General features: G+C 48.6%; 11 protein-coding genes. 1 reads left to right on the top strand and 10 read right to left on the bottom strand.

The features are described 5' to 3' along the window. Window positions 1–120: 120 nt before the first annotated feature. The 9 genes from B5E84_RS04495 to B5E84_RS04455 form a co-directional block, all read right to left on the bottom strand. Window positions 121–11,268, bottom strand: coding sequence for a SpaA isopeptide-forming pilin-related protein (locus B5E84_RS04495; protein ID WP_242963292.1), 11,148 nt, complete (start codon window positions 11,266–11,268; stop codon window positions 121–123). Between the two features lie 359 nt (window positions 11,269–11,627). Beyond that, window positions 11,628–12,527 (bottom strand): transglutaminase domain-containing protein, encoded by a 900-nt coding sequence (locus B5E84_RS04490; RefSeq protein ID WP_087219816.1) that lies wholly within the window; start codon window positions 12,525–12,527, stop codon window positions 11,628–11,630. A gap of 86 nt (window positions 12,528–12,613) precedes the next feature. Then, a complete protein-coding gene (locus B5E84_RS04485) occupies window positions 12,614–12,877 on the bottom strand; it encodes a Txe/YoeB family addiction module toxin (RefSeq protein ID WP_087219813.1) in 264 nt (87 codons plus the stop codon). After that, window positions 12,870–13,136: a type II toxin-antitoxin system Phd/YefM family antitoxin gene (locus tag B5E84_RS04480; protein ID WP_087219810.1), complete on the bottom strand. Its 267-nt coding sequence runs from the start codon at window positions 13,134–13,136 to the stop codon at window positions 12,870–12,872. The genes B5E84_RS04485 and B5E84_RS04480 overlap by 8 nt, the downstream gene beginning before the upstream one ends. Before the next feature lie 122 nt (window positions 13,137–13,258). Beyond that, window positions 13,259–16,582 (bottom strand): Ig-like domain-containing protein, encoded by a 3,324-nt coding sequence (locus B5E84_RS04475; RefSeq protein ID WP_242963290.1) that lies wholly within the window; start codon window positions 16,580–16,582, stop codon window positions 13,259–13,261. Between the two features lie 218 nt (window positions 16,583–16,800). Beyond that, window positions 16,801–18,042: a DUF6273 domain-containing protein gene (locus tag B5E84_RS04470; protein ID WP_087219802.1), complete on the bottom strand. Its 1,242-nt coding sequence runs from the start codon at window positions 18,040–18,042 to the stop codon at window positions 16,801–16,803. Next, window positions 18,039–18,269, bottom strand: a complete 231-nt coding sequence (locus tag B5E84_RS04465) for a cold-shock protein (RefSeq protein WP_015544342.1) — start codon at window positions 18,267–18,269, stop codon at window positions 18,039–18,041. The genes B5E84_RS04470 and B5E84_RS04465 overlap by 4 nt, the downstream gene beginning before the upstream one ends. A gap of 36 nt (window positions 18,270–18,305) precedes the next feature. Next, window positions 18,306–19,277, bottom strand: coding sequence for a S1 RNA-binding domain-containing protein (locus B5E84_RS04460; protein WP_087219799.1), 972 nt, complete (start codon window positions 19,275–19,277; stop codon window positions 18,306–18,308). A 251-nt stretch (window positions 19,278–19,528) separates the two neighbouring features. Beyond that, window positions 19,529–20,503: an AraC family transcriptional regulator gene (locus B5E84_RS04455; protein WP_087219796.1), complete on the bottom strand. Its 975-nt coding sequence runs from the start codon at window positions 20,501–20,503 to the stop codon at window positions 19,529–19,531. A 283-nt stretch (window positions 20,504–20,786) separates the two neighbouring features. On the opposite strand from B5E84_RS04455, the gene B5E84_RS04450 reads away from it, so the two are divergent. Beyond that, on the top strand, window positions 20,787–22,127 hold the full coding sequence (locus tag B5E84_RS04450) for an MATE family efflux transporter (protein ID WP_087219793.1): 1,341 nt from the start codon (window positions 20,787–20,789) through the stop codon (window positions 22,125–22,127). Window positions 22,128–22,198: 71 nt separating this feature from the next. Here the strand turns inward: B5E84_RS04450 and B5E84_RS04445 are convergent, their stop codons facing one another. Next, a complete protein-coding gene (locus tag B5E84_RS04445) occupies window positions 22,199–23,929 on the bottom strand; it encodes an ABC transporter ATP-binding protein (protein WP_087219790.1) in 1,731 nt (576 codons plus the stop codon). Window position 23,930: the final 1 nt, after the last annotated feature.

Raw genomic sequence — 23,930 nt, 5'->3', positions numbered from 1 at the left:
TGTTTCATTTTCAAGGGCAATTACGAAAAAAATGATAAAAAATTTTTGCCTAAGTATTGCCTGTGTTTCTAAAAGCGGGAAAGAAGCGAAATGCGCCTCTTTCCCAAATTATTCTGCGTATCAGGCATTGGTGGTTGATTTTTGTTTCCGTTTCCGGTAGTATAAAAAGCCTCCCGTACCCGCGCCGGCAGCTGTGACGCCGACCGCCGCAATCACAGCGGCAGCGCTGCCGTTCTTTGGTGTGTAAATGCCAATGGCCTTCATAGTATAGGTAATGGTTCCATCTTCCGCTGATTCCTTCGGTTTATAGGAAGCAAGGTAACGCACCCCAGGCTCCTCTTTAAATACAGCTGTCCCTCGATAGGTAATGACACAATCCCGGACCAGCTTTTCTCCGGATACCACGGCATCCCGGCAGGTTATCCCTTCACTGTCCTCATAAGGTTCTCCGGCCCACTCCGCATTGTGAATCCGGTAGTTTTCCGGCTCCGCTTCAATCAACGACAGCAGAAGCTCCTCATAACCGGTAAAATTCAGGTTCTCTTCATCCAGCATAAATACCTGGTCCCCCAGCCAATATCCATCGATGCCGTACTCGTGAAAAGTTACGGTAAAAGAAAAGTTATCTTCCCACCGCTCCTCTGAAAAGTTCTGGGAAGCAATGGAGGCTATTGCCTCCATGCGCTGTCCCGTTGTATCATCTGTTACAGTCACCGAAATCTGCGATGGTATGACATCTTTTGCCTCCACCGCTTCATAAGTCACCGTTTCTTCCACGGTTTCCTCGTGGGCTTCTATGGTAGTTTCCTCCAATGTGCTCTCCTGCAGCTGATAGTCCACACCATCCAACTGGATTACGTCCTCCGGCTTTTTCTCTTCCGCTTTTTCCCTGAGCATCGGCGTTCCTGCAATTTCCAGCGGAGAGCCTGCGCTGCCGCCGTCCTCGTTAATGACTTCGGTCTGAATCTCTGACAGCCGGTACGTCACGCCGTCCCGCTCCAGTTCCTTTTCAAACAGTTTTTCCGCCTCATCCGAGTCCGGATTCTGGGTGGTGTACTGCCGTTCTTCATAAAGGTTCTCGATTTTTTCCTCCGCAGCCTGTGCATTTCCAGCCGGCAATCCAACCATCAAGATGGATAAAATCAGGAACATTCCCACTTTTTTTCCTCTCTGCTTCTTCCTGGTATTTCTTGTTTTCCAGTAATACAGCGCTAGGCCAATGATACCCGTAGCAGAAGCCAGCCATACTGCAAGAAGAAGGGGCAGATTACTGGTATCTCCGGTCTTCGGAACCGAAATCAGATCCTGAATGGTCACATCGCCCTCTCCCTTCCGGTCAGTTTCATAGGAAGCGGTAATCCGCCCATAATGTTTCTGGTCCTGAATGGTACAGTCTCCAACGATACTGCCGTCTTCAAAGACCGTGAAGGAGAAGATGGTCTCATTTAGCTCATAGCCATCCGGGGCCACTACCTCACGGAAATAGTAGGTTCCCGGCGCCGGCGCTTCAAAGTAGACCTTTCCATGCTCGTCACTGACTCCCTCGAAAATCTTGTTCCCGTCCTCATCGGTGATTTCAATCTGGGCTCCCGGCAGTTCTTCCGCCGTTGTCACGTCTTCTTTGGAGATGATGACCGTACCCGGCTGATAGTTGGGAATTTCCCGGTCCCCTTCTACAGCGCCGGAAGCAGTCACGGTAAATTGGTAAACAGTATCGTTTAAGTAATAACCCTCTGGCGCTTTGGTTTCCTTGAAGGTGTAGGTCCCTTCGCCTGGCTTCTCAAACCGAACGGTCCCGGACGGACCGGTCACTCCTGTAAAATAGACACTGCCATCTGGCCGGTATACCGTTATTTCCGCGTTTGCCAACCGCTCTCCGGTCTTTCCATCCACCTTGTAAAGCTCCATATAGTCGGTTTCCGAACCGGGATTGTCTCCTCCGCCTCCACCGCCGCCGGAATGGGTAATCTTATAATTCTTCACGGCAAACTCCTGAAGGTCTTCTGTGTCCAGAATCTCAATCTCCTGGGGTTCCATCTTCCGATAGCCAGAAGGCGCTTTCACTTCCCGGATGATGTAGGTTCCTGTAGGAAGTTTGATGAAATGCTCCGCCTCTTTGGGCTTTGACTCCCACTCCCGGATAACTTTGCCATCCGCTTTCCAGACCAGCTGCAGGATAGCTCCTCCAAGAGAGCTTCCATTGGAGTTTGTCTTTTCAATCTCCACCTGGATTGGCTGATTTAAGACCGTAAAGGACTGTTGTGACTCTTCTGCCCGAACTTCGATGGTGAGTTCTTCCATGGAAGCATATCCTTCCGGTGTCTCCACTTCCCGGATTACATAGCTTCCAGCCGGGATTCCGGTAAAGGTAACTGGCTTTCCGTCTGTTACCCACTCCTGGATGACGGTTTCATTTTCCGTCCCCGCATCACGAATCAACTGCAACTTTGCGCCGATGACCGGCGTGTGCTCTACTCCATCCTCTTTGGTAAATTCCGTGACGATCTTCTCATTCTCCAATGTGATGACCTGCTTTTCTTCCTGTCCGGTCACCTCAAACCGCACCTCCTTTGCGATGGCATAGCCCTCCGGCGCTTCCACTTCCTGCAAGAGGTAAACGCCTTTTGAAAGGCCTTTGAATACCTCCGGTACGCTTGCGCTTACCCATTCCCGGATGACTTCCCCATCCGACTCCCGCACAAGCCGCAGCTTCGCTCCGGAAAGAGGTTCCTTTGTTTCCTGGTCTATTTTTTCTATCTCCGTTATGAGCTTCTGGTTTGTAACCGTAAAGGTCTGTACCCCTGTATCATTTCGAATCTCAATCTCCATCGGCTCCGGCAGAAGCAAATACCCATCTGCAGCTTCTACCTCTTTCACCTGATAGGTTCCCGGCGTCAGACCGCGGATTACTTCCGGCTCTTTTGCAGTAGTCCACTGGTAAAGTACCATTCCCTCCTGGTCCAACAGCTGTAGCACGGCTCCGATGACGGGTTCTCTGGTTTCCTGGTCTTTTTTCTCAATCCGGGTTTCCGTTTGCTCATTTTCGATGGTAAAGATCTGTACCCGGTAATCCTTTGTGATGGTGATGGTGACAGGCTCCTTTAAAAGCTGGTAGCCGTCCGGCGCTTCGATTTCCGTAATCTCATACTCTCCGGCGGGAAGTCCCTGGAATACCACGGTTCCGGTTTCATCGGTCACCCACTCTTTGATCAGCTCCCCAGTTTCTTTCCGTACCATCTGAAGCTTCGCTCCGGCCAACGCCTCATTGGTTTCCCCGTCTACCTTGCGAATCTCGGCTTTGGTATCGTCGTCAAACATTTCCACATACGGGATTTCTTCTGCAGTCATGTTCTCCTTGATGGTAAAATAGATTTTTTCCGCTTCCAGATATCCTTCCGGCGCTCTCGTTTCAATCAGGACATACTCACCTGGTTTCAGGTTCCGGATCTCATGGGGTTCTGTGGTCGATACCCAGCTGTCAATCACATCTCCTTCTACCTTCACCGTCTGACCGTCCTCATCGATTGATTCTGTCACTGGCCTTACTTCCAGATGGGCCCCGGGCAGCTCCTCTTTATCGGTCAAGGTCTTTTTGGAGATGATGACCTTGTTTGGCTGGTCGGCTGCCTTATAATGGAACACAATCGTATCCTTCCGGTCCGTTGTTACATTGAACTGGAACGGATGGGCCTCCGGCTCCAGCAGATATCCATCCGGTGCATCCACCTCCTGCACCTGGAAATAGTACAGGCTGACAGAGCCATCGGTGCCAACGGAGCCAATGGGAACCTTGCTGCTAACTGCCCTGCCATCGTCCCCCGTAATCAAAATGACCGCCGTGTTTGTATCCAGGTTGGTAAACTTAAACCGGGCTCCGGCTAACGGCTTGTCCGGCTGCTCTGCATCGGATTTCACAATCTCAATCTGTCCCAAAATCAGTTCATTGACCAGTTCAAACCGCTGAATGCCTGCCTGTTCTGTAATCGTAAAGGGAAGTTCTGCCGCCCTGACATATCCGAAGGGCGTCTGCTCCTCTACAAAGTAATAGTCCCCGGCCTGTGGTTCTTCAAGGGTATGCGGTCTTAAATTCCCTGCCTCATATCCATCCGGAATCAGCCCCTGTTCTTCATCTCTTTGGGTATAGCGGCCATCAGAACCGGATATCCAGCGGTCCACCAGATAAGATTCATCGTACTCCATGGCAGGAATAAGTTCTCCGTTCTCATCATAAAGGAAGTTGCCTTCCGTATCCGTAAGATACAAAAGATTTCCGTTTTCATCCTTCATTTGATATTTCACCAGGCTGCCGTCCTCTGCGGCCCGGTACACTGCTAGGGTTGCCCCTTCAATCTCTTTTCCTCCGGCTACATTGACTTTAGACAGCAACACCTGGATTGCTTCATCCTCCATCGTAATCTGCTGGACCTCATCCTTTGAACCTACGTCCCGCACCAGAATATACATGGGATCTGCCAGTGCATAGCCATTTGGTGCCTGCTCTTCTACCAGGACGTATTTCCCGACCGGCAGATACTCAAACCGCTGGGCACCGGTCTCTGTTACATAGGTGATCGCCTGCTCCGTTCCCGGCACATTTAGGATCTCATAGTCGTAAGCCAGATAACTGTGGCCGCCCTCGATGGTAACCCAATGGGCGGTTTCCCGTACCTGACTGCCATCATTGGTCTGCCACTCGTAGATTTTCTGACTGGAATCGTATCGGATGTTCCCTTCTTCATCATAGAGCGGTTCCCCTTCCTCATCTAAAAGCGCAGGATATAACGCAAGAGTAGCCGGATTCTCGCTGGGAAGGACTTCTCCTGTTACCGAATCCACTTTATAAAATTCAATGGCCGTATGGTCATCCTCCATCACGAAGGATTGAACCTCACCGGTCTCTTCGATGATGACCTCTACATCCTCCGAGGTCACATAGCCGGCTTTAGTCGGTACCCTGGTCTCCCGCAGGATGTAATCCCCCGGCATGATGTGGTCGATCCAGTGGGGGGTATTGCCATCGGATACCCAGTTGGCCGCAATCACCGGTTCCCCAGCGGTATCCAACAGAATTTCCAGGTGCCATCCCCGGTCCGTATCGTCATAGACCCGGTACGCCTCATAGAGGGTCAGCTCTGCGCCTGCAATCTCCTCTCTGGATGTCATATCCAGTTTGGAAATTTCCAGCTTCGTGTAATCGTCTTCCATTGTAAATGACTGCATCCCGGAAGTATCCTTTACCACCAGGCCGATTGCCATGGACTGTACATAGCCGTCTCCAAGAGGGGCCGCTGTTTCTTCCAAAATGTAAGCTCCCTGAGGAACTCTTGCAATCTCCCAGGCGCCTTCATCGGTGGTAATCCATTCGTTCTCTACCCAGGTTACGCCGCCGTCCTTATAGTAAATGGGCAGTCCATTTTCATCCACTACCGGCTGTAGGTCGCTGTTGATGGTCTGCTTTCCGGTTTCATCCGTATAAACGTCCACAGACTGGGAGATGATCTTATCCCCATTTTCATCTAACGGCCAGACAATGATATTTCCCTGTTCATCCGTCACATAGGCCATTCCGGTTTCAGAATCCAGCATGCAGATCCGGTTGCCCCAGTCATCCAGACCGTAAAGAATACCGGTTTCCTCATCATACTCGGTTGGGTCATACTCTAAGTCAAAGTACCAGAGTGCTGCCGGAGGATTCTTTTCCTGGGTAATATCCCATTCTGCCTTCCCCTGTTCATTGGTTCCTGTCTGCCGGATGTCCATGCTGTACCCGGTTTCATAGGCGGTAATCCCCGTTACGGAATCAAACAGGTTCCGTTCAACCTCAACGCCTTCGTATTCATGTTCCCCGATCTGCTTGACAATCAGGCCTTTATATAAGGTCAGGGTCGCATTCTCCACATAAACCGGCTCAGAAGAAACTTCCAGTTCCTTTGTCACATACCCGAATCCGGCAAATTCCCCGTTCGGAAGATATTGAAGTTCAACATCACCCCGGTTCTTTAACTGCTCTTCGTCCCCTTCCACCCGGTAAGTAATAGATTCCTGCTGCTTTTCCAGCTTGTGAATTTCCACATGGGTGGGCTGGTCCTTGACTACGATCTGGTGCATATCCTCCACAACGGTCTTACCGTCGGAACCGATGGGACGGATATACTGGTATTTCACCGCCTGGACCTTCTTTCCGGCGTCTCCGTCCTCATAATACTCCACCTTGTCGCTATACACCGTAAAGGCAATGGGTTTGGATTTTACATAGCCTTCCGGAGCTTCCACCTCCACCAGCACATAAGCGCCGGCGCCCAGGGGCTGGTAGGTTTCAATGTATCCTACGCATTGCTTCTCCGTGGATACCGTTCCATCCGGATGCTCCACCTCTCCGTCCCGTATGGTGGTATAGGCCTTAAAGACCCCGACTTCCGCGCCGGACTCGTCCTGCATCACAATCTGCTCACTCTCATTGTAGAGGGGAATCCCGTTCTCATCGAACAGGATATTACCAGTTCCAGTCACATTGTCTGAGCCGTCTCCGGAAATATCTCGTTTCGCTGCATAGATCTTAAAGAGCGCTCCTTCATGGATGATGTTTTCTCCTGTTTCGGAGTCAATCTTCTCAATTCGCAGTCTGGAACTGTAAAACTCATTTTCCACATCTTCATTGGCGTAGGAGATAAAATTGAAACTTCCATCCTCTTCCAGGCCCGGTTCCCGATTTCCAATATCTCCGTCATCATTAATGACCTTGCCATAGCGGGGATCCAGTACACTCCAGGGAATCAGGGCTTTGGCAAACTTTCGGTCAATGGCAGTGGATTTGCCTGTCATGGTTGCCACATTATCTAGGGTAACCCCATAGTCGGAAATCGTTCCGTCCCGGTCATAATAGGTTTCATAGTACACATCGTCCATGGTTCCTGCATTTTCGCTGATAGAACCATAGTGGTAATAGGCCGCTACTGCGTCATTTTGGCAGTCTTTTGCGCTGTCCGGTTCCAGACCGTACTTGAATACCTCAAAATCCCCGTCATCGTTATGGGCCTGGATCACATGGTTTTCCTCGTTAAACCGGATCAGGTAGCGCTCCGCCAGTTCTTCCGGCGTCAGTTCGGAATCGTAAAGGTATTCGGGTGACGGAATCTTATCGTGAACCGTTCCATCCTCATCCACCTGGGGGATAAAGGGCAGTTCCACTTCTTTTGGAGAATCAATCTGGTAATGCTTCTGAGGAATCTCCGTAGGCTGCTGCTCCACCAGCACATAGGTACCATAAGGCAGCATCCGACTCTCACCCCAGTAATCGTCCCTGCCGCCGCCCTGGTTCGCATGAACAGTCGTCATATCCCCGTCCGCATCATGCTCTGCCGTGTCCCACTCCAGAGCCAGGGTTGCTGCATACTCCAGATTTTCTTTAAAGAAACTCTCATAGTCGTAGCTGCCGTCCTCTTTTGTCTCCAGCTTCCCGGTTGCAATCAGGTCTGAGCGCAGATATAGCTTAAAGAAGAAGCCCGGAAGGGTCTTTGTTTCTTCCTTTCCATTATATCCGCCAAACAGGACTGTAAAGGGGTCGCGGTGAATCTCATAGGAGTTATACTCATAGGAATCTAGCGCAATGTCCTTTGTCACCTTGATAGCCTGTTTGATGACCCGTTCTTCCACAATCACCGGTTCCAGCCTGGTCCCGTCATCCTGATAGACGGCATACTGGCCGGGATACAAAAGCAGGGCGTATTTCACATAGGAACCCTCCTCCAGTTCAGGTTTCTGTGTTGTCACGCTCACGGCGGCGTCCCGCTGCTCTTCGATTTGTCCGGAGATGACAACCCGGAATCTGCGGGTATGGGTTGCTTCATCGGAAAAATCCTCATCGGAAGTGTCAACGGAAACTAAAATTCTTCCATTTTCTTCTGCTGAATCCATAAGGGTCAGCGTCTCTTTTGTCTCCATTACTTCCCGTTCTTCGTAGATCGGAATGGTTTCCATCTCCGGGATGGGATTCCCTTCCCCGTCCAGTAAAAGCTCCCCAGCAGTATAGGTTTCATAAACCGGCTTGTAGGACGGCTTCAGACGTAGCTTTCCCTGAGCAAGAGCTCCCGTATCCAGTTCCTGTTCTTTTACAGTGAAGGAATAGCCACTCTGTTCATACTCTCCGTCTTCATAGATCACATAATAGTAGCCAGCCTCATAGGTTTTGCGCACCACCAATCGGCCGCTTCCGCGCTCATAGACAGCCGGCACCTCGCCCAGCGCCTTGTAGGCATAGCGGATTTTGGCATACCAGCTTCCATCGGATTCATAGACCTCTTCCACATCGTAGGCATCCCAAAAGCTGTCGGATGCGCAGTACTCCAGGATTTCCTCGATCATCTCTCCGTTGGTATCGCCGGAGAGCGGCAGGATGGCCCAGGGCGCATCCGTCAGTCCATTTTTGTAGCCGGACATAGCCAGTGCGGAGTATGCCTCCCACAAGATGTAATCCGGGTCGATATCCGTGGATTCCTCCAGGTCCGGGTCAGAAGGCTCCTCCCGCTCAATGGAAGACACATAAACATTCAGCCGGTTCACAGCCGTTACGGTCTGCTCAGCTTGAATGTCGGAATAAACAATCTCTCCCTGCTCATCCTGCTTTAGAATCTTATTGCCGTCCGCATCCAGCTTATATTCTCCGCCCTCCGCCGTCTGATAGACGGGATTTCCCTGGCTGTCTTTCTTCTCGACCCGTTCGGTCCCGACCACCACCGGTTCGGTTGTCGTGGTGTCCTCCATTGCTACCTCATAGACCTTTGCGTTTGACGGTAAACCAGAGAGATGGATTTCAAATCCGTCCGTATCATAATAGTCCACATCAAAGTCGTAAGAAGAACCGTCCCACTCATTGATCTCATGATAAAATCCGTCCGTGGAAGCACTGCCCGCTGCAGCCAGCACCACCGGTGTTCCGGTACGGTTGCTTTCCGAGAGATTTTTTCCGGTTCGGGAAAGCTCGTAGCCCTCAGAGCGGGAAATCTCCTCGACATAGTAACTTCCAAGGATTAACGGCCGCCCAATCCAGCCGTTTCCGTTGTTGGCTGCATTATCCTCATAGAGATTGGGGACATTTTTCGAAGTTGCGGATTCCTCTGTAATGACCAGGAAAGAGGCATCTCCGTTTTTATCTGTTGTGGCAATGGCGACCAGTTCTCCCGCGGAAAAGACTTTTCCCGTCTTCCCATCCGGGTGGATGATATCCTCGGCTGCGTAAAGTCCGTAAACGGCCCCTTCCAGCGTTGCATCACCCTGGCTCTTGCCGTAACTGTCTTCCGCATCCTGTTCATAAAGTTCCATGTCCCGCTTATTGATGTGCAGCTCTCCTTCTGTCCGATGGTCCCGGACAACAAAGGTGTGGCCGGTGGGGTCAGAATCGTAGGAATCCTGGTCAATCGGCTCCACTTCACTCTCCTCCTGTACGCCGTCCCAGGTCCAGTCTCCATCCCCCTCCTCATCATCCTTTGAAAGCAGGGAGGGCACAGAAAGAGAAAAGGTCTGTGCATTGGACGGAGTTGCCAGCTCTTCTGCCTCGGAAGGCGTTGCCTCTGCAGGATCCGCTTCTTTCTTTGAAGGCTCTTCTTCGCTGTAGGTTGGGGTGCTCTCTTTTGTGGGCTCATCCTCTGCTTTTTCCTGCTTTGCCTCCCCATCTGAATCTGCCTCTGCATTGGATGGGGTTGCTGCTGCCTGCACCATCGGAACCTCATTGGAAGAAATACTGGCCTCGGAAGCGGTTGCCGTCTGAACCTGCAGCAATGTATTTCCTTCCTGCTGATTCCCAGGATAGCTTCCGATCACGGTGCTGTCTCCGCCGGCCTGGGAAGAAGTAAATTCCACAATTTCCACAGGAATATCATCGTTATGAAGGTCATGGAGAATATAGCCAACCCTGGCTTTGATTTCCCGCACGGTGTAGATGCGTTTCAGATGGATAAAGGTATCCCAGGCCTCGTCCCGGTCCGCTTCCATGGCGTCTCTTGCAATTCCTTCGTCAATGGAATGGAAATCACAGTTTTCCTCACACCAGTCCACACAGGCCTGCCAGGCGGCCCATGCTTCTTCTTCCAGGCGGGCATTTTCTTCCTCTGCTGCTGCGCTTTCCTCTTCGGATGCATCATCGGAAGTTTCCACGTAGTGGATGATGGGCTCCGGATGGCCGCCGCAATAGGTTTTCTCATAATCATAGGTCTTCCGGTCGGAATGTTCAAAGTGTCCGTTTTCATCGGTTGTAATGGAATCCTGGCAGATGCTTAAATCTTCAAACTTTCCCTCAGAAGTGGAAGTATTTTCCCGGAATTGTTCTTCTTCCAGGTTCGTCCCATTTAACTGGGAAAAGTCAAACTGCTCCAGGATTTCAAACTCCGCTCCCTCCAGAGTCTTACCGGTTTCATCACACAGCTTTTCCAGCTCAATCTTATAATCACGGTTGAATGTTTCTTCATGCAGATACTGGGTATATGGGATTTCGTAGCCTCCTTTATCCGTCTCAAAATGCGTACCGCCTTTTCCGAACGCAAGCCAGACTTCCCATTCCACCTGTTCTCCGGCCATCGTAATCATGGCCTGCTGGCCGGCTGAATCACTGCTTTCGTCCCAGCCATCGGGAAACCAGATTTTAAATGTATTTGGTTTTACCCAATATTTTGCAGCCGTCGAACCTTCAGGAAAATGTCCGCGAATCAACCCTACATCCGGATTTCCCGTGCTGCAAGTAAAGGTTACTCCGCCGTCAACTTTTGTTGCTGTCCATCCTTCCGGAACATCATAAATCAGCTCCGACTGCCGCCAGTCATACCCTTCACTGTATTCCAGGGTAATGCTATATGTGCCGTCCTCATTTTTCTGCATTTGATGTACCGGGGCGGTACTCTGGTATTTGGATGCAAAGGGCGGCACCGCGTTCTCCTCCACAGCACCATTCGTCTGGTTAAAGAACTGTTCCAAAGCCGCTCTGGTTTGATTAGCAAGCGTCTGACTTTTTAAATTTGCCAGTAGAACCTCCATTTGTTCCCGAAAATCTTCCAGTCCTGCCCAACGCCCTGACATGATGGCCCAGGTGGCCGCCTGACCTAAGATATAATGGCCCTGCCCCATCTTTCCGACCTCATCCTGATATCCTTCAAAATTTCCCGAGGAAGAGAGGGCATACCAAAGAATTTCTGCTTCCTCTCTGGATATTCCAAGAGGCAGGTTATCTCCTTCCGTATCCAGATCGTAGCTGACAATGGTGCCCTGCGTCCCAGTACGCATGGACTTATTAGGCTCCAAACAAAAACCGGCTGCCGGTTCTCCGTCTTCTACATTGGTAATTCCATAGGGCCATAAACCTACACGGTTATGGTCCTTCCCATAAAAGGGAAAACTGGCTCCTGGCCTTAAGAGATTACTGGAATCATAATAAGCAAACGTGGAGCCTCTCCCTTCTATTGCCGCCTGAACAGGTATGATTCCCAATCCGGAACTAAAAAAAGACTGAAACACAAAAATCATCGCCATTAGAAAGGCAATCTTGCGTTTCAGTCGGATATAAATGCGATTGCATTGCATAGTATCCTCCCTGCAAAAGGTAAGGCACACCCGAACGGATGTGCCTCAATCAAATCTTGTATTTAGTTATCGTATAACCGGAAACCAGGGTTCTCTAATTGCTCCTTACACCCTGCGCAAGGATGAGCTGTTTCCCGTACATGAAATATATTTAAATATCCGCAGTATGGGCATTCGATTCTTGTCAAATCCAGATAACTTTCTGCATAGGAACCGAATGCGGAGGCATCAATGGGTTTCCACTCATTATTCACGTATACGCGATTCCATTGATGCCCGTTTCCTCTCATAATTGCACAGCGTACACCTACTGCATTGGCCAATAGCTTATACGCTCCGGAAAAACCGACGCAGTTACCTTCTCCGTTTATCAAAACGCCATATGTAGAATTGCGTCCGTCACTGCCATTAGAAAGTGAATATGTCGCAATACTCTGAAGATACTCAAAAATCATTTTCGCTTTGTCGTATTCACTTGTCTCGTAAGGAAAACCCACCAGATATTCATTTACTTTTTGATAAAGCTGCAGTTGCTGACTGTCCAGTAACTCTACCGGGTAAATTCCACGAATTGCTGCAAGAATATAACTATTGGTTCCCCACAGTTCATCTGTTTCCTCATCGAAAATATATGCCATGGTGTCCTCACGGTATCGATAAGGCTGATTATCATAGGGGGTTCGCACATATCCACCCAATGCCTGCGTATCCTGTACCCAGCTTCCATCTCCTGCTACCAGATAGCCATCCGGCGTTGTGGTATTCGACCACATGGTTCCGTCTGCTCCCAGGTAATAATAATTTCCCTGGTCCATTACCCACTGAGAAACTGCATAGGTTCCATCCTCATTTCGATAGCGGTAATCCTCTCCTTGTTTCTCCCATCCGGCAAAAGCAGAAAATGCTCCCGCAAAACACAGCAATCCAGATAAAATGCAAGTCACTACATACTTTCTCTTCATCGTATCACTCCCCTCTCTTCCAGCTTATCAAATAAATGGTTCCTATGTCTAGGGGAGCATAAAAATTTCATAAGGTACCGGCTTCCCTATTTATCTGCATAATGATATCTGCAGGCCAGGATATAAACGCAGTCCTCATCAATTTTATAAATCAGTCGGTCCTTATCGTTGATCCTCCTGCTCCAATATCCAGACAGGTTTCCGACCAGAGGCTCTGGCTTTCCAATCCCTGTATTTCCGTTCCTGCAGATATCTTCAATCAGCTGATTGATCTTTTTTAAAGTTTTTCGATCCTCTGTCTGCCAGTATATATAATCCTGCCATCCATTATCTGTAAATAGCTTATTCATTGGATTCTGCCTCAATCAGCGGGTGTGCGGATACCTTACCTGTTTCCAACTGCTGCTTCGATTCCATCAGCCATTCATAATTGGCCTGGCTCTCCCGGACATAAAGGTTTTCCATCAGATTATTATAAGCCTCTTCAGACATCATGACAACGTTGCGTCTGTCCTTTCTTGTAACAATCAATGTCTCGCAGTCATCGTTGACGCAATCCATGTAATGTTTCATATTATCACGAAGATTTGTGTAATTCACAGCTAACATACAATCCACTCCTTTCCAAAATATACCTTATATCTATAGTATAACGTACAGTTTTCTGTACTTCAAGTATTATTTTTAGTGTATGCACAAATCTTCTATTTTATCTGTCCTACTATGTGCAGTTATGGAATCCAAATCCCATTTGCATCCACTGTATACCCATCCGGCGTCTGACCATTCACAAAAAGCGCACCGCGAGTTCCATCGGATACTGGGTTAAAGTAATACCATTTTCCTTCAATCTGATTCCACCCCGTATACATCCGCCCTCTGGTTCCATCTCCTATCGGATGCAGATAGTAAACATGTCCATCCACGTCGGTAAACCATCCGGTCTGCATGTAACCGCGCTCATCAAAGTGGTACCATTCCGTTGTGCCGTTATAGGAAAGCTGCTGCCAGCAGGACTTCGGGTAGGTCCTGTCGCTGTACTGATACCACCAGCCCACTTCATCCATAATCCAATTTCCAGATGCACCGGGGCCGCTGCTGCTTCCTGCAGAAGACCTGGAGGAGCTGCCGCCGGAAGAACTTCCGCCCCCGCCGCCTCCGGAGGAACCTCCACTGGAGCTGCTGGTGGTATTGTTGGTGGTCTTAAAGGAAACTGTCACCTTGCACTGGGCCTGCTTTCCGCCATCTGCCGTTGTGACCGTAACCAATGCTGTTTTCTCTCCAGCCGCGCCATAAAGATTGGCAGCCTCCAAATCCTTAATCCACTGCCCGTCTGTTCTCGCTGTCACCATACCAGACTCTGATACTGTGAGCACGTCCCCATCATCCACGCTCCAGGCAACTATACGGTTCTCCGCTTCCGCTGGATATACCGCTGCATTCAGCTGGACCGGTGACGTGACTTTATATTCCACCGTAGGATTGCTCCTGCGCCCGGTCATGACCTTTTCAATGTTAAAGGTAAGTTCCTGCTGGTCCAGAGATACGGATTCCACATGGGCAACCGTATTGTCAACAGTCCGGAACGAGACATTCACCGCGCATACCGCCTGTTTGCCGCCGTCTGTTGTAGTTACCGTCACGTAGGAGGACCGGTTTCCGGCAGCTTCAGATTTGGCATAAGGAGAATTGCTGTTTGCCGTCTTTTCTGCCTGGATCAGGTCTGCAATCCAACGGGCATCTTCCCGCACGCTTACCATGCCTTCGCCATCCACCCGGATTATGTCCGAATCGCCGACGGACCAGGTCACTTCTTTATTATCTGCATATTCTGGAGAAATGGTTTCATACAGACGCTTCGCCGGCGTCACCGAATAGGTTTCTGTCGGATTCAGTCGGCCGCCTTCCAGCGTACGCACTACTTCAAAAGCAAGTTCTGCCTGATCCAGTTCCACGCCGGATACCGGAACTACCGTCTGGTCCGTAATCTTAAAGTTAACGGTTACAAAGGCGCTGGCCCGTTTCTGACCAGCTTCTGTGGTCACTGTGACGGTCGCATAATCGGTTGCTTCCGTCGTAATCGGCTTGGCCGGGTAGAGCTCCTGATTGGCTACCGCTGCCCGGATTAAATCCGTAATCCATTTGGCGGAGGTATTCACGGTCACTTCCCCGTCATCGGATACGGTAAAGACATCCGTGGAGGCCCCGTCTGTGTCTTTGGCGCTCCAGTAGACAGTTTTATTGGCAGCAGAATCCGGAATGACTGTGGCCGTCAGTTTCTGCGGATCGGTCACCTTCCAGCCAATCTGGGGATTCCACCGGGAACCGCTTCGAATCTGCTCTACCTCAAAAGTCAGTTCCGTCCGGTCCAGCACCACGCCATTGGTCATGGCCCGGTAGGTGGCGGATAAGGTGATATTGGAATCCGGCATGGTGAATGCTGTTTCCACGCCTCCGGTCTGGATGACCTCCTGCTCCTCCAAATCATCGGATATCCAAAACAGGGAATCCGGCTCCAGTTCATAATATACAGGCGGTTCGGAAGCAGTCTCATTCACCGGACTGGTGTAGACTAAAACTTTCGTCCCTGCCGCGATGGCTCCGGGGTTGGCCCAGTCAATCTCTTTTGCATAGTTATTCTGAGATTCCATGGCAGACAGGGTTCCGTGGTCAATGGCCGGAATCGACACCAGATATCCTCTCACCGGGTCCCCCGTCTTGCTTGGAGCATAGTGATGGACATTTTCCTCTCCGATGGAAAGAACGCCGTCCTCCAGCTCTTCATAGAAATATCTGTTGGTCTGCTTCGTAAATTCGTCCATTTGATAAAGGCTGAAATCCCGCTGATTGGAGTAATAAGCCCCGATATGATGCTCTAGCCGAATCTGCGGAGTCAGTTTGTTACCGAACGGATTTAAGGAGTATTTATCCTCGCTGTCCGTAAAGAGATAGGCCAGGTCATCCCCTAATTCAATGGTCCCACCTTCAATATAGCCGACAAAGAGTCCCGCTGTCTTTAGGGTACTGGAAGTGGAAGCGCCAATGGTTCCGGCAAAACGTCCATTTTTTACCTGACCGCTCTGCATCCGGCCAATCAGGCCGCCGATATAATCGGCAGAAGTGCTTCCTACTTTTCCTTCCACGTAAGAATTGTAAACTTCCGTCTCATAAATATTTCCGGCAATTCCGCCCACATAGCCCTCTGAGTACAAGGCGCTGTAGCTATCCGTAGTATCACTGGTACAGTCACTGATGAAAGAAGTGTGGGCCGACCCGCAGACTCCTCCGGCAAAAGCCTCCTCCTCTGCTCCCGCATCGGTTCCTCCCAGAACCCCTGCCGTGTTGGTACACTCCAAAATGACGCTGTCATAGGCCTCGCCGGCAATACCGCCAATGGCTCCCACTCCCCGTACCTGACCTAAGCTAGTGCATTTTTCAATTATACTGTCATTGATCTCACCCGCCAAGATGGCTGCTTTGCTGTTAGCATTTACCTGGCCGTCTACGGTCAGATTTTTGATGGTAGCTCCATGCAGACTGCCAAACAGGCCGGCATAGTCCTGTGTGGTATCGCTGATTTTCAGGTTATAAATCCGGTACCCCTGTCCATCAAAGTTTCCCTTAAAAGGCATTGGCTCCGAATCGCCGGTTTCCGCAAAATAGCCGATGGGAAGCCAGGAGGCCGTATCACTCAGAGAAATGTCCCTGGTCAGGACAAAATAGCAGCCGGCATAACCGTCCACCTCTTCGTTTGCTACATTGTAGGCCAGAAGACGCAGGTCATTGGCCGAGTTAATCTCATAGGGCTCTTCCTCCGTCCCTTCTCCGTCCAGGTGGTCGCTCATCTCCATCCCGCCCCAGAGGCTGGAATTCGCAAGCAGCATAATGGCGTTGGAAGGCGTTGCCACAGTTTCAGAACCTATGGTCTGAATGGCGTCTCCCAGCAAATTCAGTTCTTCCTCTTCTGTGCCGGAAACTTCATCTGGTACCTGATCCAACTGTGTCTTCTCATCACTCCCCTTTTCTGCTTCTGACGGGGTTGCCAGTTCAGTCATGCTCTCCGCATACGGTTCCTGTTTTTCTGACTCTTCTGTTTCCTCTGTATCATCTGTCTGCAATTCTTTTGCATACACAACAGCACTTGCAGAAGGGTACGCAACAGATAAAACGGGGGTCAGTCCCATTGCCGTAATTAAAGACCAGGCAGATAATACCGCCCGGCCCTTCTTTAAATTTTTCTTCATACGTTCTCCTTTACATCAATTATAACTTCCTACTCCTGCACTGCGACAAAAGCAGGCCGGATTCCAATTCGATCATTATCCACTTCCTGCGGCGATACCAGCCCATCATAAGTAACCGCATAGGCCAGATGATCTCCCCTAGCGGCCGGCGTACGAAGCCAATATCCCATGGCATGGCTTCCTGCAAGGGTAAAATTATCAGTAGCGGCGCCATCTAACTTCCATAAATAATTTGCATAGCGCAGCGCCTCATCCAAAGAAAGGCAGAACAGCTGGTCTTCGATTTTCTGTCCCTGTCGATTTCTTTTTGTGAATTTTTTCTCTGAAATCTGATAGTTGCTGCTTTTCCCTGCATAAGTACTGTTAATGGTAGTCTCTGCCAGTACCATGCCTTCGGTATTCTCAACCTCTTCATTCAGCCAGGTTCGCAGATCCGCCGCTTCCCAGGCGTTTAAGCTTTCATCAAACTGGCATACATCACCACCGATAATGGAATCACACAAAAATAATGCGCCAACCCGGTTGCTCCCGGAATCGCAGTAATTGGGGTCGATACAGCGAAACACATAGGTTTTTCCGTCTATTGTCCGCTCCTGGGTGTCTCCCTCATACCAGATACGGCCCTGACCGGTGTCCGGCGCCTCATGGCCGATGACAAAAGCCGGCCGGATTCCCGCTTCTGTCAAGGATACCCGGCTGGATGCGACCTGGCCGTTATACTGCACCAGATATGCCTGATTGGAAGTGTTCTCTCTGGCTGTCCGGGTCCAGTAATATCGCATTCCCCGCTGGGGCGTCCATTTCTTTCTGGTCCATTCTTTGTAAGCCGCATGTTTTACTTCGTCTTCAGACAGACAAAAAACCCTATCAGAAACAGAATCATCCGTTTCCTCCAGCTTGATTGGTAAAAGCTCATCTGCCACAGAGAGGGTATCTGCATAATACTGGTTCAGCCAGGTTCTGACATCCGATGTCCCATAAGCGTTATCGGAAGCCGCGTAGCGGGTACTGAGTGAATAGGGAATCACATCCTCTGCGATAAACAGATATCCCCCTCGGTAATCCGTATCCAGACAGATAAAGTTCATGGTGGAAAACCCATCCGAAAGACCGGTTTCGACGGCCAGAGATTCCCCCTCCTGAAACCGCTCCCAGGAATCCTGCTCCGCTGCCTGAACACTAAACCCCAAAAGAAAACTGAATACAGAGCAGGCCACCACGATTGCCGCTGCAGCGTGTGAACGCTTCACATAAATTCCTCTTCTTCTCATAATTCCTCCACAGGTGCCTGCTCTTCCGGTATGACCTCAAGAGCCACACTTCTTCCCTTCTCATCTTCTCCTATCTCAAAAGTCACACTCTGACCTTCTCCCAGCCTTTTAAAGCCCTCCATCTGGATCTGGGAATAATGGACGAAATGTTCCAGCCCGTCTTCATCGCAGACAAATCCAAATCCTCTGCGGGCATTAAACCATTTTACCGTTCCTTTTACTCTCATTGTCTTTTCCTCCTGATTCTGTTCTTAAAATATGTCTTATATGCTGCTTCGGCGTTTGATGATCCTCGTAATGATTCCTTCCGCCACCTCCCGTTCTTCGTTCACGCGAGTTACTAAAAATCCCACCTCATCCCCCTGTCCCGGCAGACTTGCCGTATTGCAGGAGTGGGCTACTGCATTGACTTTACAGTCAAGACAAAGGAAATAGGTTCCCCGATAGACATCGGTAACGGTGCCAACGTATTTTCCCTGACGCCTTAACTGCATCAAGTTCGTCTTATTGGAATTGGGGACAGCCTCCTTTGCACTGACTTCAACCCGCAGGTCTTCCGCTGTATCACCAGTTACTTTCTTTACCAGCACATTTACCACATCTCCGATGGCAAAGTGTTCATTGGCATCTCGCATCCACTCCCAGGACATATCTCTGGCTTTTAAAGAGCACTCCACACCAAACACCTCCAGCCGAACTGCCTTTTGTGCTACAGCAATGACACGTGCCTCCACAATTCGCCCTGGAGTAATCATGGGCAGTTCATCTCCTGTATGCTCCAGATAAAACTGTGCCCGTTTACGGAGCATCGCCTCTTTTCTGGAGGCCGCAATACTCCCGGACTCCGGGTCCAAATCCCGGATGATAAAGTCCAGTTCTGCCCCAAGCATGTTGTTGGCCAGACGGGTCTGGCGATTCAAACGGTCTGAATTTTCTCTGCCGTCTCCCTCCAGATTAATCATCATTTCTTCCATAGGAATCAGGATTCGGTATCCCTTATAATAGATAACGGCTACTACCCATCCTCCGTCCAAGCGCTCAATTCCGCTGAGATTTCCGCATAATATTTTTCGGGTCCTCTGCGCATTGGTTAATTCATGCCACACTAAGTCCTCCTGCTTTTGGACCTGAGCAGCAGATGCATCGACCGTAAGGATTCCTCTGGGAGGACCTACTCTCACGGCAGGCTTTGCCACCTGTTCTTCCGAAACAAGGGACTTCGATTCATTTGCCATCTGCCATACCACCTCTCCTTTTCACTATTTTTCATGATTTTGCAGGCAACAAAAAAAGCAACCAGTTTCCCAGCTGCTTTTCCTGCTCAGACCTTTCAAAAATCTGATGTTACCATTATAAAAGATGGTAAATTGCAAGTCAATTCATGAACAGTCTTAAATCGGTTCAATTGTGTCTCATTATGATTTTCCATATTTGTGTCTATTCTATAACATACCTAATGAAAACTATAAAGGGACCGTTTCGGTCATTACTTGATCCCTTGCATTCTTCTATATTCTCTGGGGCCAAGTCCATATGCGTTTTTAAACAATTTTGCAAAATATCCAGAGGTATGATATCCAACCTTTGCAGCTATCTCCGTAATACTATAATCGGAGTTCTTCAGAAGAAATAATGCCTGATTAAGGCGCAGCTCTTTCAAGTATTCATAAGGTGTTGTTCCATAATGTTTTTTAAAGGCCAGTTGATAACGGGTAGGACTCATTCCAGCAATTTGAGCCAGTTTTTCGCCGGATGGATATGCAGCAAGGTCATTTCGCATAAGGGTTACTGTCTTTTTTAAATTGCGGATGTCTTTGTAATCCAGTTTCACCGGGATATGTCTTTGCGGCTGTGACATTCCTTTTATAATGAGAGACAGCATTTCCAGCACCTTGCCCTCTAAATACATCCGCAAAATTTGACTATCTGCCTGGCAGTCACGGATCTGCTGAAATACGAAATTTAATTCTGGCTGATTGGGATGTCTTAAAATATAATCCTGCGTGGAAATTGATTCTTGATAATTCCTTCCGTAATGGGACTGAAAATATGTATCAAAATACGTTCTCGTCAGAAAAACCTTTGTGAATCGTACGGGCTGTCCTTTTTCACAGTAAACATACGTGGTTTTTTGTGTATTGACATAACAAAAAATCCCCTTGTGGACCTGTTGGAGTTTTTTTCCGCCTACTTTAAAAGAACTGCTGTCCGTTTCGAACTGACTGATTTCTATATACTCCTCTGAAACTTCCGCGACCTTCTCAAAGGTACAGTTTGGCGTGTAATCTGCGGTTAATATTAAAAGCTGATTATTTTCAAAACGTATCATTTTGAAATAGCCTGTTCCATAGTCAGTCAGCATACGGTAGATGAACATATTGACAGTAGATAATTCCGGAACCTTAATAAAATGAAGCATTTCAGGCAGAGCTAATAAGTAATCTACAACGGACAGTCCCATACAGTCATTCCTCCCTTATGGTTTCAGTATATCATAAAAGGATTGTCTGTCATCATCAAAAAATAGTTAGGATTTCATTTTTTTTCGTTAGGATTTTACAAAATTTATTTTCATAAATGTCTTTAAAACCCAGCAAATACTTTATCTTTTGTGCTATCACAAAATGTATGATTAAAAAAACGTATCTATTGTTTTTTCCGGCAGGATTTGTAGAATAAATCTCAGGTTAGTTAGAAGCCTCTAACCCATCCGGAATCAAATCTATCGTGAGAGGAGTACAGACATGAAAACAAATCGTATGCAGCTAATGAGCGAAGGAGATGTTTCTAAATCTCTCTTCAAACTGGGAATCCCAATGGTTGTCAGTATGCTTGTTACCGCACTTTATAATGTGGTGGACACTTATTTCGTATCCGGTCTCGGTACACAGCAGGTAGCCGCGGTATCCGTAGCCTTCCCAATTTCATTCATTTTTTCAGGAATCGGGCTGACTTTTGGTGTGGGGGCCGGTTCGTATATTTCGCGTCTTTTAGGAAAACAGGACATGGAAAAAGCTCATCAGGTCGCTTCTACTGCTATGTTTAGCAGCGTTCTTACATCCATCATCGCTGCCGGCATTATTTATGCCATGTTGACGCCGGTATTAACCTTCATGGGTGCCACTGAAACGATTATGCCCTTTGCGAAAAAGTACGCTGTTATTTTTATCATCAGCACCGTGTTCAGCGCGGTCAATGTAACTTCCGGCAATTTGGCCGTCTCTCAGGGAGCTTCCAACATTTCTCTCACTGCCATGTTGACAGGAGCAATTTTAAATATGGTTCTTGATCCCATTTTAATCTATCCCTTTCATCTGGGAGTTGAGGGGGCGGCGATTGCAACCTTGATTTCGCAAATTGTTACTTTGGGAATCTATATCCGATTTTTCGCTGCCGGCAAGACGGCTATAAAAATTGGAATGTCATATTTTAAGCCAAGCAGAGAAACCTATTCTGAAATGATAAAGATTGGAATTTCAACTTTGCTGTTGCAGCTTTTTCAATCTTTATCGATGAGTTTAATCTCAAATACTGCCAGTCATTATGGTGATGAAGCCGTCGCTGCCATGGGAATTGTTCTGCGGATCGTAACCATAGGGGCAAATGTTGTATTTGGTTATATGAAAGGTTTTCAGCCAATGGCTGGTTTTAACTACGGCGCGAAAAACTACCCGCGCTTATTAACTGCCATCAAAAGCTGCATAAAATGGACAACTGGATTTTGCATTATATTCACAATGATCATTTTCCTATTCGCATCCCCGCTCTTGTCACTATTCAGCAATGATGTGCGGGTGCTTGAAATTGCTGTTCCTGCTCTTAGAGCGAATACCATTATGTTTTTTACGTTTGGCCTGCAGTTTACTTATTCCACATTGTATTTAGCGATGGGGAAAGCTCTGGTCGGCGGTATATTAAATGTATGCCGTCAGGGTATTTTGTTTATTCCCGTCATTATGGTCTTGCCAACGATATGGGGAATGAATGGCGTCATATATTCTCAGGCGGTGGCAGATTTATTGACAACATTTGTTACCATCTATTTTGCTTTTAAAATACATAATCAACTAAAGCAGGCAATATAAAGCGCAAAATATTCTGCCCCTGCCAGACCAAGAAAGAAAAAGTACTGGCAGAGGCAGATAGTTTCACTCTTTTATCGATTCAGCGTCCATCCCGCCGCTGTTTCCCGCTGCTTCCAGAACGTCTGGTAAATGCCGTCTTCCTGTATCAATTCCTCGTGAGTTCCTTTCTGGCTGACCCGGCCATGGTCAATCACCAGAATCTGATCGGCATTTCTTACAGTAGTCAGTCGATGGGCAATGGAAATCAAGGTTTTTCCTCTGGTCAGTTCCCCGATGGCTGCCAAAAGTTCTCTCTCGTTTTCTGGATCCACGCTGCTGGTGGCTTCATCTAAAATGACAATAGGCGCATTCTTTAAAATTGCTCTGGCAATGGAAATCCTCTGTTTTTCTCCTCCCGACAAAGTGGAGCCACCCTCTCCCACCATTGTCCGATATCCATCCGGAAGGGCACAGATGAACTCATGACACTGAGCCCGTTTTGCCGCTTCTATCACTTCCTCTTCCGTGGCGGATGGATTGCCGAAACGAATATTATTTTCAATGGTGTCATGGAACAAAAATACATTCTGAAATACCATGCTGATATAAGACATCAGGCTGTCCGCCGTAAATTCCTTTACATCTTGTCCACCCAGCAAAACCTTTCCTTCCTGTACATCCCAAAATCTGGCAATCAGGTTGCACAGAGTGGTCTTTCCGGAACCGGATGGCCCCACAATAGCGCAGGAAGTTCCTTCCGGAACCGTCAGGGAGACATGTTCAATCACAGTTCGGCTGCCATATCCAAAGGAAATATCACGCAGCTCAATGTCAAAGCATTCCGGCTCCAACTTCCACTCACTGGTATCCATCCGGGGCATATCTGTTACTGCTTCCAGGCGGTTTAATTCTGTTGTGATTTTTCTTGCCATAAATGCTCCGTCTCCCATTTGTTCCATTTCTGAATAAACGATGAAAGAGCTGATGATAAACAGCAGGCAGTAGGAAAGGGAAATAGAACCTGCTACATACAAAGCGGCCGCAGCAAACATCATCACACAGCCGGTCAGCTTATAGACCGCTGAATAGATTTTTAGCAGTGGAAGGGAAGCATACTCCTGATCCAAATCCGCCTGCCGTTTCCGGTCAAAAGCGGCGTAGACTGCGCCTTCACTCCCGTCTGCCTGAGAAAATGCCCGAAGCACAGAAATTCCACGAATGTATTCCAACGCCTGAATGGTCATATTCTCCTGCGCAGCCAACACATTGGGCGTGTGTTTCACCGCTTCCCATTGAATGATATGAAGTATCAGCATCCCCAGGCCCAGGCCAACCAGAGTGATCAGCGCAAACAGCGGCTGAACGATCAGAAAAAATGCCGTCACTGCCAGAGCCATCAGCACGCCGCCGGTGAGATCCATAATGGCCATCATGGAATACTGCTCCAACTCCGTGACGGTGGAAGTGAGGACCGTCTGAATGCTACCCAGCTTTTGCTCAGAAAAGTAGCCCATGGGAGCAGCTCTCATCCGATCTCCGATGGTCAGCCGGTAATCCCGGAACATATCAAATCCCCTGGCACTCATGGTAATATCCATCAGCCACTGAAAGAGGATTCGCAGCAATATACTGACAATCACAATTCCAAGGGCAGACCAGACTGTATTCATAGTAAGATGGTTCAGATTTTCCGCAACTACATAGACAGCTATCAGAATCAGAGACATGGAAATAGTCTTCATCAGATTAAAGAAGATTCCCAGTTTAATTTTCCCGCTGTACGCTCCGGAAATCTTTAAAATTCTTTTGATCATCATCAGCATA

Source organism: Lachnoclostridium sp. An14, assembly GCF_002160755.1.
GTDB lineage: Bacteria > Bacillota > Clostridia > Lachnospirales > Lachnospiraceae > Lachnoclostridium_A.
This window is presented reverse-complemented; position numbering and strand designations above follow the sequence as displayed.

What these genes read in the sequence shown, in the direction of transcription:
- B5E84_RS04495 (WP_242963292.1), bottom strand. Translation starts at nt 11,268, where the DNA reads ATGCGTACTGGGACGCAGGGCACCATTGTCAGCTACGATCTGGATACG.
- B5E84_RS04490 (WP_087219816.1), bottom strand. Translation starts at nt 12,527, where the DNA reads ATGAAGAGAAAGTATGTAGTGACTTGCATTTTATCTGGATTGCTGTGT.
- B5E84_RS04460 (WP_087219799.1), bottom strand. Translation starts at nt 19,277, where the DNA reads ATGGCAAATGAATCGAAGTCCCTTGTTTCGGAAGAACAGGTGGCAAAG.
- B5E84_RS04480 (WP_087219810.1), bottom strand. Translation starts at nt 13,136, where the DNA reads ATGTTAGCTGTGAATTACACAAATCTTCGTGATAATATGAAACATTAC.
- B5E84_RS04455 (WP_087219796.1), bottom strand. Translation starts at nt 20,503, where the DNA reads ATGGGACTGTCCGTTGTAGATTACTTATTAGCTCTGCCTGAAATGCTT.
- B5E84_RS04445 (WP_087219790.1), bottom strand. Translation starts at nt 23,929, where the DNA reads ATGCTGATGATGATCAAAAGAATTTTAAAGATTTCCGGAGCGTACAGC.
- B5E84_RS04475 (WP_242963290.1), bottom strand. Translation starts at nt 16,582, where the DNA reads ATGACTGAACTGGCAACCCCGTCAGAAGCAGAAAAGGGGAGTGATGAG.
- B5E84_RS04465 (WP_015544342.1), bottom strand. Translation starts at nt 18,269, where the DNA reads ATGAGAGTAAAAGGAACGGTAAAATGGTTTAATGCCCGCAGAGGATTT.
- B5E84_RS04485 (WP_087219813.1), bottom strand. Translation starts at nt 12,877, where the DNA reads ATGAATAAGCTATTTACAGATAATGGATGGCAGGATTATATATACTGG.
- B5E84_RS04450 (WP_087219793.1), top strand. Translation starts at nt 20,787, where the DNA reads ATGAAAACAAATCGTATGCAGCTAATGAGCGAAGGAGATGTTTCTAAA.
- B5E84_RS04470 (WP_087219802.1), bottom strand. Translation starts at nt 18,042, where the DNA reads ATGAGAAGAAGAGGAATTTATGTGAAGCGTTCACACGCTGCAGCGGCA.